Raw genomic sequence first — 13,772 nt, 5'->3', positions numbered from 1 at the left:
TCGGGTCCGCGTCGTGGTGTCGGTCCCGAGGTCGGATGTGGTCGGGTCAGATCGATTCCGTGACCTGTGCTCGTAACGTTTCGACGTCGCTGTCGCCGTCGCCGGCGACTTTCGGCGCGAGGACGTCCGTGAAGACGTCCGCCAGCAGTTCGTCGTCGAACCGGCCGGTTCCGTCGCCGTCGAAGACGGCAAGCCCCTTGGCGGCCGTGATCGCCGCCCGGGTGCCGACGACGATCTCGAGGTCGTCCCGCAGGGTCCGGACCGTCTCGACGACGCTCTCGACGCCCTCGTCCGGGAGGGCGGTGTGTGCGCGGACGATCTCGCGCTCGGTCTCCGCGTCGTAGTAGTCGACGTGAACGCCGACGAACCGGTCGAGCAGCGCGTCCTGTTGCCGGTGGACGCCCGCGTACTCGACGTCGTTCGAGGTGACGATCGCCCGAAACTCCGGGTGAACGTCGATCGAGCGGTCGTCGCCGCGTTTGCCCGGCCGCTCGAGGACGCCTTCCTCGAAGACCGAGAGCAAGACGTTGTGCGCCGCGGGATCGCTGCGCGAGAACTCGTTGTAGACGAGCGTCGCGCCCTCCCGTACGGCGACCGAGAGCGGGTTGTCGACCCACCGTTCGCGCACGATCTGTGTTTTCTTGTGGACGCCGCCGACGAACCGGTCGTCCTCCTCGTAGCGTTCGCCGCCGGCGTGTGCGCCGACGAGCGCCGCGGTGTCGACGGCCTCGTCGCCGTTGATCCAGACGACCGGCCGGCCGCGCTCGGCGGCGGCCGACAGCGCAAGCGCCGTCTTGCCACAGCCGGTCGGGCCGATCAGGTGGACCGGCTGATCGGCCTCGAGCCACCCGGTGACGCGTCCGCGCAGCGACTCGACGGCGTCGGTCTCGACGAACGGTTCCGGTGTAATCTCCCCCGGATCGGACAGCGGATTCTCGCCGTTTTCCCCGTCCGTTGCCGTCGCCCGCGCGAGTTTCTTCTTCGCCCGCCGCCCCGTTTTCCGTTCGCGGTCGCTCCTGATCTTCCGTCCACGTACCTTCCGCTTGCGCGACGTATCGTCCGCCATGAAGCACTATTCCGCGGATTGGGGTGACGATTCGGGGCGTGGCTCGACCTCGAGTTCCTCGAGTTCTTCGAGGTCGCCCTCCGCGGTGGCCTGCTCGATTTTGGCGATCTCCTCCGCGTAGTGCAGGAAGGTGTCGACGGAGGCGACGACGACGCGAGCTTCGATCGTCAGCAACTCGATGCCGACTACCGAGATCCGCGCCCAGACGTCGATGACGACGCCCTTATCGAGGATCCGATCGAGTACCTCCGCAAGACTCGATGAGTCGGGTCTTCGCTGTGGTTGTGCCATGATCCATCCACAGGTTCACGGCGTGCTCGTAACACGGCTTGCGCTGCGACTGCAAGCGAACGGTCGCGAGAGTCGGCCTCCGCTGCGACTGCAAGCAGTACGATAACGCGTCGCGGCGGCGAAGGCCTCCCCGAGCGTTCCTCGAGTACCCACGGGTCCGAACCCCGGCACGGGTAGTCGAAACCGAACTCCCATGATACCAGTACCAACGCGCTCTCGGGTCGTCCGGCCGCCAGCGCGGACGGGACCCGGATCGAAACGGGTGATGCGACCGTGACGAACCGCTACGTCTACGGCGTCGTCGACGGCGACGATGTCGCGTTCGAGACCGACGCGGTCGCCGGGGCGGATCGCGTCTACACGATCTCACACCGACGCCTCGGGGCCGTCGTCTCGGACATCGATACCACCGATCCCGAGGAGACCGACGAGGACGCACAACGCCACGACGACGTCCTGCGGGAGATCATGACCCGCGACGGCGGCCGCACGATCGTTCCGATGCAGTTCGGCATGGCCTTCGAGAGCGACCGAGCGCTGAAGAACGTCCTTCGCGGTGCCAGACCGGCGTTCCGGCGCGCGATACGCGACATCGAGGGCCGGGTCGAACTCGGTCTCAAGGTCGTCCGCGAGGCGGGCGCCGACGTCGACGCGGACGCGATCGAAGCGGCCGTCGCGGACGAACTCGAGCCGATCGCCGCCCAGTCGGTTCCGAACGACCTGTTCAGCGATCGACTCGTCCTCAACCGCTCGTATCTCGTCGAGCGCGACGAGCGCGAGGCCTTCGACACGGCGATCGCGCGACTCGAGGACGAGCACGACGACCTCCTGTTCAGGTACACGGGACCGTTCGCACCGTATAGCTTCGTGGACGTGACGATCGGAGCCCAACGCTAACCATGTTCGTTCTCGACGACCTCCTGTTCCGGCCGTTCGTTGGCATCGTCGACGCGCTGCACACGATGGCGCTCGACGAACTGTACGACATCGAGTCCCTCGAGGACGAACTCAAGGAGAACCAGTTGCTGTACGAACTCGGCGAACGCTCCGAAGCGGAGTACCAGCGGCGCAAAGCCGAACTCGAGGAGGAACTCGAGATCGCCCGCGAGGTCCACGAACGGCTCTCGAGCGGCCGTATCGAGGTGAAATCGTAATGACCGAGGACGACCCGACCGAGCACGACCCAGACGGGCCGGACGAGCGCCCGGCGGAATCGACCGACGAGCACGACCCCGACGACCCACGCGGTGTCGAAGACGACGGCGAGACGGATGCCGATCACGACGGAGCCGACGACCCCGGCGACGAAGCTGACGGCGACGCTCACGAAAACGAACCCGAGAGCGGGGCCGACGGGAACCGGGAGACCGACCGCGCCGATCGGTCGCGGACTGGAGCGCGCGATCCCGACGGCCGACGGGACCGAAACCCGGAGTCGGACGACCCCCGTCTCGGCGTCTCCGCCGCGGATGCCGACCGGCGGGGTGACGACGAACACTGGCTCTCGAGCCTCCTGTCCGCGCTCGAGCGCCTCGAGAGCGGAACGCTGTCGGGGCGACGGCGAAGCGACCGGACGGTTCTCGATTACGACGTGTCGATCGGGACGGCGGACCCCGGGGACGAATCGGGGTCCGGATTCGACGGGAACCCGTTCGCAGGCGATCGAAACGACCGCGGTCGCGGTCGCGATCGTGACCGTCCGAGAACGCGCCGGCACCGATCGTCCCCCGCCGGTCACTCGCCCTCGAGCGACCATCACGTGACGACCCGGTTTCACGAGGACGAACTCCTTGTCACGGCCGACGTCGCCGGCGTCGATCCCGACGAGGTGACGGTCGGGTTCGACGGCTCGATGCTGGTGGTCGGCGTCTCCGGCCGCGAACTCGACCGTGTCGACGTCCCGTGGCGCGACAGAACGGCCGAGGCGACGATCAAAAACGGCGTGCTCACCGTACAGGTCCGCCCCGGGGACGCAGACGCGGAGCCGGAGGGTGACGGATGACCGACGCCGACGGCGGCGAGGGGTTCGCGACCCGCCTCGCGGACGCAATGGACGCCCTCGAGCGACTCGAGGAGCGGACCGACGCCGTCGAACGACTCGACGAACTCGACGACCGCGACGCCGTTCTGGGGGATCTCGAGGCGCTCGTGACCGTCGCCGAGGAAGCTGCCGAGTTCATCGACGCGGTCGATCTCTCGGAGTTACCGGACGCGGTCGATTTCGAGGAACTGCTCGGGGCGATCGACGTCGGAGAGGTTCCCGCCGCGCTCGCCGACGACACGGAGAGCGACGTGGTGCAGGTTCGGCAACTGGTCGACGCGATCGATCTGCTGAGCGCGTGGGACGCGGCCGAACTCGGCGATCTCTGGGAGGAGAAACGCGAACTCGATGACGCGGTCGACGACCTCGATGACGGCGAGGACGCCGGACTGGTCGAGGATGCGGTGTCCGACGTCGCCGATGACGACGGTGATGACCTCGTCGAGACCGATATCGGCGCGACCGAGGCCAAGGAACTGCTCGGGTCTCCGGATCCCGAGGACGACCCGGAGGCCTACCAGGTCTTCATTCAGAACCAGGCGATGAAAGGCGTCGACGAGTTCCGGGCGGCGCTGCTCGAGACCCACGAGAAGTTCGAACGCCTCTACGAGTACAACCGCGAGAAGATGCGGCGTCAGGACACGAGCACGAACTCACGGAACCCGACCGCGGCGTCGACGATGCCGACCGATCGGATAGCGGGCGGTAGCGGCGTCAAATACGCGACGGTTCCGCGGGACGTTCGGCTCTCGACGGCCCCGAGCCGGACGCGGATCTACGGCCAGCGGTTCGAACTCGAACGGGAGAAACTGCAAGACGATGATGACTGATCCACTACCACCACCACGACGGCGGGACAGACAACGACAGTGGCAAGCGAGCGATCCAGCGCTTCCAGTTACGGACACGGCCTTCGCCGCACCGCGAGGTGAGTCCCGTGGTCAATGATTTCCAGCCGAGCCGGCAACAGACCGATCTCGCGGAGGTCATCGAGATGCTGCTGGACAAGGGTATCGTCATCAACGCCGACATCGCCGTCTCGATCGGCGACACGCAACTGCTCGGCGTCCAGGTCCGGGCGGCGATCGCCTCCTTCGAGACGGCGGCGAAGTACGGCCTCGAGTTTCCCGAGGGAACGGACATGCGACGGGTCGCCGAGGCGGTCGGCGAGCCGGAACTCGCCGAGATGGAGCGGCCGAACCCGGCGATCGATCCGACTCGAGGGGTCAACGTCACGCCCGACGAGACCGACCACGACGAGGGCGAGACGGGAGACGACGAATCCGAACGGGACAGCGACAGGTCCTTCGAGCCGCCGGACCGGGGGACCGAACGGCTCGGCGCGCGGCCGGATCCCGACCGGCCGATCGGCGGCGGGATCGACCTGATCAGCGACGACGCCGGGACCGAGGCGGACGAAAACGACGAAAACGACGAAACCACCGCCGCGGAAACGGAGGGGTCGGGATCGTGACGACGATCGACGTCGGCGACGGCGACGACGCGCGGCAGGGACTCGTGACGCTCGTCGTCACCGTCGTCGAACTCCTGCTCGAGGCGTTAGAGCGCGAGGCGGTTCGGCGGATGGAGTCGGACGGCCTCTCGGACGACGAAATCGAGCGGCTGGGACGCCAACTCGCGACGATCGAGGACGAGATCGACCAGCTCAAACGCGACGAGGGGATCGAGGACGGCGTCGCGGACCTCCGTGGGGATCTCGACGGGCTGGTCGCCGACGCGATCGAGCGACTCGACGAGAAACCGGCCGCCGGCCACAGGCCCGGCTACTCCGTGTTCGGCGGTGAGGACGAATGACGACGGGAAACGACGTCGCCGCGCCGGACGAGCCCGACGCCGACGAACTGCCGGAGATCGACGAGGGGAGATACCTCTACTGCGTCGTCCGGGCCGACGCGGACGCGACGTTCGAGACGACCGGCGTCGACGGCGAACCCGTCTCGATCGTCGTCGAGGACGGGATCGGCGCGATCGTCCACGCCTGTGACGACCTCTACGATTCGGCCGATCTCGCGCAGGTCAAACGCTGGCTCGTCCGCCACCAGACCGTCGTCGACGAGGCCGGCGAGGCGTTCGGCACGCCGATCCCGTTCCAGTTCGACACGATCCTCCGTGGCGACGACGCAGGGCTTCGCGAGTGGCTTCGGGAAACGCACGACACCCTCGAGCGGGCGCTGTCGGAGCTGGCCGGTCACTGGGAGTACCGCGTCGAAGTCGTCGAAACCGATCCCGTCGACGACGCGGCGTTGATCGAGCACGACGACCGACTCCGCGAGCTCGACGAGCGCATCGCCGCGTCAGAGACGGGGACGGCCTTCCTGCTCGAGAAGCAGTTCGACCAGCGTCTGGCGGCGGTCCGGGAGTCCCGCCGGGAGGCGCTGACCGGCGATCTCGAGGCCCGACTCGACGAGCGAGCGCGGGAGGTCCACTCGCTCGAGCGGTCGCCGAGTGCGACGCTCGAGGGGGCAAGCGGCGAGTCGGATGCGGCCGACGGCGAAACCCTCTGTCGGCTCACCCTCCTCGCACACGAGGACGCCGAAGGGGAGATCGGCTCCGTGCTCGACGACGTGGCGGCGACCGACGGCCTCGAGGTCAGGTTTACGGGACCGTGGCCGCCGTACACGTTCGCACCGGAACTGGGCGGCGAGACCGACGAGCACCCATGAGACCGCGCAAGGACGACGAGGCGCTGGTCGACGTCCTCGACGTGTTACTCCGGGACGGCGTGATCGTCCGGGCCGACGTGATCGTCTCGGTCGCGGAGATCCCGCTCGTGGGAATCAAACTCACGGCGGCGATCGCGGGCATGGAGACGATGACCGAGTACGGCCTCTTCGAGGAGTGGGACGCCAGACACAGAACGCGGGCGGTCGAACGGAGACAGTACGACACCCCCGACGACCCGGAGCGCCTCGCGATCGGGCACAGGGACGGGCGATCGGTGGCGGCGGACGATCGGTCCGAACCCGAAACCGAGAACCGAGAGTGAGACGCGTCGACGGGTTGAACCGTCGGTACCGTCCGTCGCCCCCGAACGGGGGCGACCGGTCAAGCGAATTTCGGGCGTTCCGTCGTGAGTTCGACGTCGCCGGTGACGGTTTCCTCGTCGTGGTCCTCGTCGTAGACGTACCGCCCGGTCGCCCCGCAGAGCGTACACTCGTAGGTCTCGGAGATCTCGTTGATCATCTCCCCGTCCTCGAAGTAGACGCGGCTCTGAGTGATCTGCAAGAACTGCGGGGTCTCGCAGTGACTGCAGGTGATCATACCGGATCGATCGGCTGCACTGGTTGTAGTTATCCGGCTTGTAACCGAAAGGAGCGACCGTCTATGGGTTTCTTACCGCCGGATTCGTTCGCAGCCGGAACCGCTGTCCGTGGTACGGTCTGTCATCGTTGATTGAACGGTTTTGGATCGGAGTAAATATTCCGTAACTGCATGCAAGCGGCGGCTCTCGCTCGGCCCGTGCCGATCCGACGCGCCCGCCGGAAACGACCCGCTATCTCGCCCGGCGCGGACGGTTATCCGGCGGTTTCTCGGCCCGGTTTCGGACTCGCGTTCGGACCCGATCGGCGGCGATTCCTCGTCGCTTGAGTCCGGTCGTCCGACCGTCGTACACGGACGGTACAACCGTCGAAATACCGTCACTTTCGCCGCGAGCTACACGTCGGGAACCGGAATCCGTTCCCCGGTTCGGGCCGCCTCGTAGGCGGCCGTGGTCAGCGCCGTTACCCGGAGCGCGTCTCGAGCCGTCGCCGGGGGATCGCTCCCCTCGCGGACGCTCTCGAGGAAGGCGTCGGCGCGGGACCGTTCCCGGCGGGGATCGACGTAGGGGGTATACTCGCCGGCGTCGGCGTCGACCTCGACCACCGTTCGCGGCCCCCACTGTGTGCCCTCGATGTACACCGCGCCGTCGTCGTCCCAGCAGTGAATGTGTTCCCGAACCGACGGCGCGTCGCCGTACAGCGAAACCGTCCCCGTCGCGCCGCGTTCGAACCGGACGTCGAGGTGGGCGCGCCGATCGATCCGCTTTGCATCGTCGTAAAAGTCCATGCTCGCGGCCACGGAGTCGGGTTCGAGGCCGGTCGTCCAGAGGATACCGTCGAGGAGGTGACTTCCCGTATCGGAGAGGAAGCCGCCACCCGAGCGGTCGGGATCGAGACGCCACGTCCCCCTCGAGTCGTCGATCCAGTTCTGGGTGATCGACGCGGTCAGCCAGTTCGGGGACGGGCTTTCCGGGCCGACGAACCGTTCGCGAGCGTGCCGGAACGCCGTCTGTACGTGTCGTTGATAGCCGACGAACAGCGTTTCCCGGCTCCGCTCGGCCCGCCTCGCGAGATCGCGGGCGTGCTCGAGGTCCGTCGCGAGGGGTTTGTCGCAGTAGACGTGACAGCCGTGCTCGAGGGCGGCGACGGTCTGTTCGTAGTGGAGCGTGTGAGGCGTTCCGATCAGGACCGCATCGAGGTCGCAGTCCTCGAGCATCGTCTCGGAGGCGGCGTACCGTCGGTCCGACGGGACGTCGAAGGTCGATCCGACCTCTGTGCGGCGGGAGTCCGCGAGATCGCAGACCGCCCGAACGGTCGCATCGGGGTGGCGAAAGAACTGGCCGCCGACGGTCGTTCCGATGTACCCGAGGCCGACGATACCGATGCGAAGCGGTGACGGGTCGCTCATAGGCGCGCACATGTGGTCCAGCAGTATCCGTTTCCGGTCGTCGCTGGCAAGGACGCGCCGGCGGCGGGCCGGAAGTCGCGGCCTATCGAATCGAAGGGGTCGCCAACCGGTCGCGGTCGTTTCGAACGGACCGCCAACCGATCCGTAGCACGCCGCTATATCCGGAGTATACGCGTCCTGTCAGCCGATCGGATGGACTACCGGGCTCCAATCGGCTCCATAACAAAGGTGGGCACTTGCATTGCTCCTCGTGCGGGGATGAAACGCCCCGCCGGGTACGCGCTTGGCCCAGACAACGACGCGCTGACCAGTCGATTGCGTGCGTTCGTGCCCGGATCGCTCGGAAGTGGACTCGCCCCCGCTTCGAGTTAGCTCATGTCTCTCACGCCGGCGCGGGTTCCCGCCCCGCCCGGACTTCGGCCTAAAACTCCGTAATGACCGGAATGCCGACCGTCTCGTAGTCGTCCATCGCGGCCAGCGTCTCCGGTGCCGCCTCGAGCGACAGCGTCTCGCCGATGATCGCGCTCGGCTCGAGGGTTCCCTGCGCGATCAGTCTGAACAACTCCCCATAGCGGACCAGCGGCATCCCAAACGAGCCGTGGAAATCCAGTTCCTGCATCGTCATCGCGTCGACCGGTAACTCGATCCGGCCCTGCTCCTCGCCGGTCGTGAGTCCGACCTGAACGTGGCTGCCCCGCGTCCCGAGGCAGGCGATCGAGTTCCTGCAGGTCTCGGCGATCCCCAGCGCATCGATCGAAACGTCCGCGCCGCCGTCGGCGATGGCCTTGACCTCCTGAGCCGGGTTGTCGACCGCGGAGACGTCGACGGTCTCGACCGCGCCGAGGTCCCGTGCCCGCTCGAGTTTGTCCTCGAGGACGTCGACCGCGATCGGGTGTGCGCCGAGCGCGTCGGCGATGTGGATCGCCGAGAGGCCGACCCCGCCACAGCCGTGGACCGCCACCCAGTCGCCGGGCCGGAGGTCGGCGCGGTCGGCCAGCGCGTGGTAGGCGGTCATGAACCGACAGCCGAGCCCGGCCATCTCGGTGAAGCCGACGTCGTCCGGAAGCCGGACGCAGTTGAAATCGGCTTCGCGGACCGGGAACGCCTCCGCGAACGCGCCCGGCGCGACCCCCGACAGCCCGAGGGGCACCACCGTTTCGCAGTTGTTGGCCCGCCCCTCCCGGCAGTGTGGGCAGGTCCCGTCGCCGAGGTGAAACGGCACGGCGACTCGATCGCCCTCCCGGAGCGTTTCGACGTCCTCGCCGACCGCCGCGACGACGCCCGCCGGCTCGTGGCCGAGGATCTGTCCCTCGGGGACCGACGCGCCGATCCAGCTCCAGTCGCCCTGCCAGGCGTGCCAGTCGCTGCGACAGATCCCGCAGGCTTCCGTCTCCACGACCACCTGATCCGGGTTCGGCTCCGGATACTCGACGTCCGTGATCGACAGCGGTTCCCCGTGCTCCTCGAGTACGGCTGCTCGCATACCTCGCCCGTCCCGACGGAGCGTATAAAAGTTTGGGACGGTTATCGCCGATACTTCCGGCCGCGGCATCGCCCCGGGCGGCCGGCCCGTTCGCGGGTCGCAGGCGATGGGCGGCGGCTCTCTGCCGGCGTCCGTACGGACGTTTTTGGTCCCTGCCGTCGCACCGTGCGTACGGATACCGATGCGATACTACTTCGGGCTCTATCACTGGCGGCGACGGCTGGCGCGGCTCGCGTTCGCGCTCGTGGTCGTCGCCGGTGCCGTTCTGGTCGGGCGGCGGACGGCGTCCCGGCGAGTCCGGACGCTTGCCGGCCTCGCGGGGCTGGCGGCGGGATCCGTCGGCGCTCGAACGGCTCGAACCGTCCTGTCGCCGCCGCCCTGGCGGGTTCGACGGCGCAAGTACGAAACGCTGGCACGGCAGTTGCCGATCGACGGGGCCGCCACCGTCCTCGACGTCGGCTGTGGCACCGGGCGGTCGCTGGTCGGCCTCGCGCCGTTCGTCCCCGACGACTGCGCCGTCGTCGGCCTCGACGTGTTCGACGACCGGATCATTCTCGGCAACGGGCCGCGACTCGCCGTGCGAAACGGCCGTGCCGCCGGCATCGACGTCTCCCCGGTCGCCGGCGACGCGACCCGGCTTCCCGTCGCGACCGACTCCCAGGACGTCGTGACCGCGTGTCGGGTCCTCCACGATCTTCCGGCCGACGATCAGCGGGCGGCGCTCGCGGAACTCCGGCGGGTCTGTGCCCCGGACGGTGCCGTCGGAATCCTCGAACTCCCCATCACGCCCGACGGGACAACGGCCGACCCCGAATCCTACTGGACCGACCGCATCACCGACGCCGGGTTTTCGATCGCGCGACTCGAGCGCGTCGAAAGCGACCGCCGGACGGAGCCACATCTCGTCTTCGTGGCGGAGCCCTCGTAAATTCGAGCCTGGAAGCCGCGTGAAGCCGTCACGACCGGCATGGATTCGTGCGGTCGCTCGCTCGACGCCCCGTCGGTCTTCCGCTCCAACTGCGGGCCGGGGTCGATCTCGAGATCATCCGACGTAGGCATCATACTGATCGCCGCACCGGTCTCCTATTCGACGTCGGCGAGTCCATGCCAGTTTTGCGGCGTCTGAGGATCGTATTCGGCTCCACGACGGCGGCAGCTCGTCAAGTCAGACGAACGCGTGCTGTTCCTCGGGATCGATGTAGTTCGGGTACATCTCGAGGCGCTTGTACTGCTCGGCAGCTTCGAACTCACCATAGCCGAGGATCTGAAACGGTTCCGGCGGTTCAAGTCCCATTCGGACGAAGGAGTCGCGCACCTGGCAGGCCAAGTTGTGGTTGACGTAGTCCTGAAACTCCGCGAGGGAGCCTGCGTCCATCACGGGGAGTTCGATCCGCGCGTCGGGTTCGCGGTCGAACGGCTCGTCGGCGTCGGTAACGTGTTCCTCGCCCCGGCCGTCGATGTACGCCATGTGCAGCGACGAGACGCCGGCGATCTGTAACCCATCGGAGAGATCACCGTCGGCGGCGTCGGCTAGTGTTCCCAGTTCTCGGGACGCAGCCTCCCAGCCATCGAGGTCGATCGTCGATCCCTCCTCGAGTGACATGGTATCTAACTGCTCCAGCGAGAGATCCAGCCCGTGACGGGCAGCGATCGCTTCAGCTTCCGCGCTGAATTCGGTCTCGAACGGATCCAATCCCAAATAGACGTTCTTCCGATAGAGCACCGACTCGGGGCTCGACGCCGCCGACGGGACCTCGATCACGCGGTCGGTACCAGGGTCGTCGTAACTCCGAAGTTGGTGGTAAAGGTCACCGAAGTACTGCTCGAACTCCGACTCGGAGAGTCCGGCGATGGCGACCCGAACAGCGTTGATCCGCTCGGGGTGAATTCGACGCGGTTTCACGGTATCGTAGCCACGCTCACAGTAGACGTAATACTGGGCGAATTTCCGAGCTTGGTGGATACGCTCGCTCTCTTCCGGGTTGCGTTTAGATGGATCATCTGGATACCCATCCTGAGAATGACCCTGTATTTTACCATCAAAACCTACTGAGACAGTATGATTCTCAGAATTACCATCAATGACTTTGACACCGATTCCTCGGTCGTCCTCTCCAACGATTGTTCCCTCCATGCTCATTCCTCCTCAAACCGGCTCGATCCAGTCTGAGCATCATCACGGAACCGTTTTCGAAGTTTCTCATCGATCAGTTCCTCGATCGATGCTTTGACACCGCCGAGTTGATCGAGAGACACGTCCGGGATTTCGGCGTTGGCAATCGCATCACGTCCTTTGCCCCAGAGCTTGCCGTACAGCGTTTTGCCGACGTCGGAGACGGCTCCGCCAGCGAGCGACCCTAACACCGGGTTTGAAGTCACGGCACCGACGACCAGGGATGTCGTGGTTCCTACAACCCCAGCCCCGGCGGCTTCACCGACGCGGTCGATCGTGCTTCGGTCGGAATTGACCGCGTTGAACAGTTTCGCCTGGTTGACCTTGAGGGTTCGAACTTCCTCGGCCAGTGCTTCGGGATCAGCCGCAACCTCGTCGGGAACCAGTTCGCCACCGTCTCGATCGTTCGCCCCACTGAACGGGTTCAGTTTTCCGAGCGCTGTTCGCTGAATACGGACGCTTGTTCCCAGCCGGTTGACAGTCAGTGGTTCCTCACCCGACAACGCCTCGTGGGCCGCCTCGTCGGCTTCACGCTCTAACTGCGGGTCGGGGTCGATCTCCAAGTCTGCATCCGACTTGGGCATCATGCTGATCGCCGCGCCGGTCTGCTGGCGGACGTGAGCGAGTTCGTGTGCCAGCAGGAACTGGCCCTCCGCACTCTCGGGATCGTATTCGGCGTAGTTGAACGCGAGATGGTTGCTGACGGTAACGGTCCGGACATTGATGTCTTGGCAGGCGTTGGCAGTCTGCGGCCCGGTGTAGATGCGGACGTCCCCCAGCGGGTCATCCATGTGTTCTTCCAGCGCCTGCTGTGTCTGCCGGACGATCATCGCGGTTACCGGCTGAACAGTGTGTCTTTGATCTGGTCGTACAGCGACTGATTGCTCCCTGAATCAACCAGCCCCCCGAGTTCGTCCCAGGTGATCGGGAGATCCGGGCGGAATTCGTGGGTATAGCCGGGGATATCGGCGTCGAAGACGTGATACGGCGGGTAAATGTCGAAGCTATCGTATTTCCCAGTGAACCGATACTGGCCGTGGCCGAGCACCCGGTACTCCTCGGGCGGTTCCAGCCCCATCATGAGATAGCAATCGCGGATCTGACACCGGAGATTATAGACGAGATAATCCCGAAACGGTGCCGGATCGACCAGCGGTGCCGGGAACAGTTCGACCCGGGCGTCCGGTTCTCGATCCGGCGCGTCACCGCGCCAGACGGTTTTGCGCTCACCCCTGGCGACGTAGTAAGTGATCCCGATGCCCGACACTGCCTCGATTGCGCCGTCATCATCGAGGTAAATCTCCTGTTTGTAGATAACCGCGTCCTCGCCGCCGATCTGCTCCGCGGGAAGTGCTTCCGGGCGTGTGGTATCCCCAATATCAACGTCCGGGTCGTCCGCGTAATGACTCAGACTCTGGGAAAGGAGGTCGCCAAAGTGCGTCTCTATCTCCTCGACCGAGAGGTCCTGCAACGCCTGCCGGACCGCCTCGAACTGATCCGCGTCTAGATCCCACGGCAGCGTGTCGTACTCCGTCTCCTGGTCGACGTAATACTTTGCGTACCGACGGGCCTGGTCAACGTTTTCGTTACCTCTAAAGGATCGTTTGGCGGCTTCATCTGGATAGCCGTCTTGTTGATGGCCAGTGATTACTCCATTTTCTTTCCGAACATCAATTACATGCTCCTCATCATCGTTATCGACGACACTCAGTCCAATTAATTCATTTGTTCGTCCAGTTATTTGCGCGTCCATGATTATCCACTCCTACTTTGACCAGCCACAGTCTCTGATCCAGTGTCAGTTCCTGTGTTGAACTCCTGATCGGTCTGTAGCCCGAGTACTTCACGTACGACTTTTTGGATTTTGCCGGCGGTCTGCTCACCGAACTTGGTGGTGAGGAACGCCCCGAGTGGTACGCCAGCGAGTCCACCGGCAACGGCACCGGCCGGGCCGGCGACGGACCCGAGCATCGAACCCGCGGTCCAGCCTTTCGTCGCGCCTTTAACTGTACTGCTGGCCGCGTCCTGC

Annotated in this window: 17 protein-coding genes and 1 pseudogene; 9 read left to right on the top strand and 9 right to left on the bottom strand. The window is 65.8% G+C overall.

The genetic code is table 11. The annotated features are described in order from the left end of the window. Nucleotides 1–46: 46 nt before the first annotated feature. Nucleotides 47–1,066: a gas vesicle protein GvpN gene (gvpN, locus tag TX80_RS17425; RefSeq protein WP_049924582.1), complete on the bottom strand. Its 1,020-nt coding sequence runs from the start codon at nt 1,064–1,066 to the stop codon at nt 47–49. A 6-nt stretch (nt 1,067–1,072) separates the two neighbouring features. Beyond that, the gene (gvpA, locus tag TX80_RS17420; RefSeq protein ID WP_049924581.1) at nt 1,073–1,357 is read right to left on the bottom strand and encodes a gas vesicle protein GvpA; all 285 of its coding nucleotides are present in this window, start codon (nt 1,355–1,357) and stop codon (nt 1,073–1,075) included. Nucleotides 1,358–1,630: 273 nt separating this feature from the next. On the opposite strand from gvpA, the gene TX80_RS17415 reads away from it, so the two are divergent. The 8 genes from TX80_RS17415 (at nt 1,631) to gvpM (ending at nt 6,405) form a co-directional block, all read left to right on the top strand. Then, nucleotides 1,631–2,254, top strand: a complete 624-nt coding sequence (locus TX80_RS17415) for a GvpL/GvpF family gas vesicle protein (RefSeq protein ID WP_049924580.1) — start codon at nt 1,631–1,633, stop codon at nt 2,252–2,254. 2 nt (nt 2,255–2,256) lie between these two features. Continuing rightward, complete coding sequence (gene gvpF, locus TX80_RS17410; RefSeq protein ID WP_049924579.1) at nt 2,257–2,511, top strand: gas vesicle protein GvpF; 255 nt, start codon at nt 2,257–2,259, stop codon at nt 2,509–2,511. Beyond that, complete coding sequence (locus tag TX80_RS20065) at nt 2,511–3,359, top strand: Hsp20/alpha crystallin family protein (protein WP_049924578.1); 849 nt, start codon at nt 2,511–2,513, stop codon at nt 3,357–3,359. The genes gvpF and TX80_RS20065 overlap by 1 nt, the downstream gene beginning before the upstream one ends. After that, nucleotides 3,356–4,228, top strand: coding sequence for a hypothetical protein (locus TX80_RS17400; RefSeq protein WP_049924576.1), 873 nt, complete (start codon nt 3,356–3,358; stop codon nt 4,226–4,228). The genes TX80_RS20065 and TX80_RS17400 overlap by 4 nt, the downstream gene beginning before the upstream one ends. Nucleotides 4,229–4,335: 107 nt before the next feature. After that, the gene (gene gvpJ, locus TX80_RS17395; RefSeq protein WP_049924574.1) at nt 4,336–4,872 is read left to right on the top strand and encodes a gas vesicle protein GvpJ; all 537 of its coding nucleotides are present in this window, start codon (nt 4,336–4,338) and stop codon (nt 4,870–4,872) included. After that, nucleotides 4,869–5,213, top strand: a complete 345-nt coding sequence (gene gvpK, locus TX80_RS17390) for a gas vesicle protein GvpK (protein WP_049924573.1) — start codon at nt 4,869–4,871, stop codon at nt 5,211–5,213. Before gvpJ ends, gvpK begins: the two co-directional genes overlap by 4 nt. Continuing rightward, the gene (gene gvpL / locus TX80_RS17385; RefSeq protein WP_049924571.1) at nt 5,210–6,082 is read left to right on the top strand and encodes a gas vesicle protein GvpL; all 873 of its coding nucleotides are present in this window, start codon (nt 5,210–5,212) and stop codon (nt 6,080–6,082) included. The genes gvpK and gvpL overlap by 4 nt, the downstream gene beginning before the upstream one ends. Then, nucleotides 6,079–6,405 carry a gas vesicle protein GvpM gene (gene gvpM / locus TX80_RS17380; RefSeq protein WP_049924570.1) on the top strand — a complete coding sequence of 109 codons (327 nt, stop codon included), beginning with the start codon at nt 6,079–6,081 and terminating at the stop codon, nt 6,403–6,405. The genes gvpL and gvpM overlap by 4 nt, the downstream gene beginning before the upstream one ends. A 59-nt stretch (nt 6,406–6,464) precedes the next feature. Here the strand turns inward: gvpM and TX80_RS17375 are convergent, their stop codons facing one another. From TX80_RS17375 to TX80_RS17365, 3 genes are all read right to left on the bottom strand, one after another. Next, nucleotides 6,465–6,680 (bottom strand): hypothetical protein, encoded by a 216-nt coding sequence (locus tag TX80_RS17375; protein ID WP_049924569.1) that lies wholly within the window; start codon nt 6,678–6,680, stop codon nt 6,465–6,467. Nucleotides 6,681–7,073: 393 nt separating this feature from the next. Continuing rightward, complete coding sequence (locus tag TX80_RS17370; RefSeq protein WP_049924568.1) at nt 7,074–8,087, bottom strand: Gfo/Idh/MocA family protein; 1,014 nt, start codon at nt 8,085–8,087, stop codon at nt 7,074–7,076. A gap of 421 nt (nt 8,088–8,508) precedes the next feature. Further along, nucleotides 8,509–9,570 carry a zinc-dependent alcohol dehydrogenase family protein gene (locus tag TX80_RS17365; RefSeq protein WP_049924567.1) on the bottom strand — a complete coding sequence of 354 codons (1,062 nt, stop codon included), beginning with the start codon at nt 9,568–9,570 and terminating at the stop codon, nt 8,509–8,511. Nucleotides 9,571–9,751: 181 nt separating this feature from the next. Between TX80_RS17365 and TX80_RS17360 the strand changes: the two genes are divergently transcribed. Further along, complete coding sequence (locus TX80_RS17360; protein ID WP_049924566.1) at nt 9,752–10,498, top strand: class I SAM-dependent methyltransferase; 747 nt, start codon at nt 9,752–9,754, stop codon at nt 10,496–10,498. 237 nt (nt 10,499–10,735) lie between these two features. Here the strand turns inward: TX80_RS17360 and TX80_RS17355 are convergent, their stop codons facing one another. From TX80_RS17355 to TX80_RS19860, 4 genes and pseudogenes are all read right to left on the bottom strand, one after another. Next, nucleotides 10,736–11,473 carry a hypothetical protein gene (locus TX80_RS17355; RefSeq protein WP_230198766.1) on the bottom strand — a complete coding sequence of 246 codons (738 nt, stop codon included), beginning with the start codon at nt 11,471–11,473 and terminating at the stop codon, nt 10,736–10,738. Nucleotides 11,474–11,706: 233 nt separating this feature from the next. Next, the gene (locus TX80_RS17350) at nt 11,707–12,573 is read right to left on the bottom strand and encodes an eCIS core domain-containing protein (RefSeq protein WP_049924564.1); all 867 of its coding nucleotides are present in this window, start codon (nt 12,571–12,573) and stop codon (nt 11,707–11,709) included. 5 nt (nt 12,574–12,578) lie between these two features. Then, complete coding sequence (locus tag TX80_RS17345) at nt 12,579–13,496, bottom strand: hypothetical protein (protein ID WP_049924561.1); 918 nt, start codon at nt 13,494–13,496, stop codon at nt 12,579–12,581. A gap of 2 nt (nt 13,497–13,498) precedes the next feature. Then, nucleotides 13,499–13,772, bottom strand: a pseudogene (locus tag TX80_RS19860) (DUF4157 domain-containing protein); the annotation flags it as partial.

It is taken from the genome of Halopiger djelfimassiliensis (assembly GCF_000455365.1).
Lineage (GTDB): Archaea > Halobacteriota > Halobacteria > Halobacteriales > Natrialbaceae > Halopiger_B > Halopiger_B djelfimassiliensis.
The sequence above is the reverse complement of the archived record's forward strand: the minus strand, read 5'-3'. Positions and strand labels throughout refer to the sequence as shown.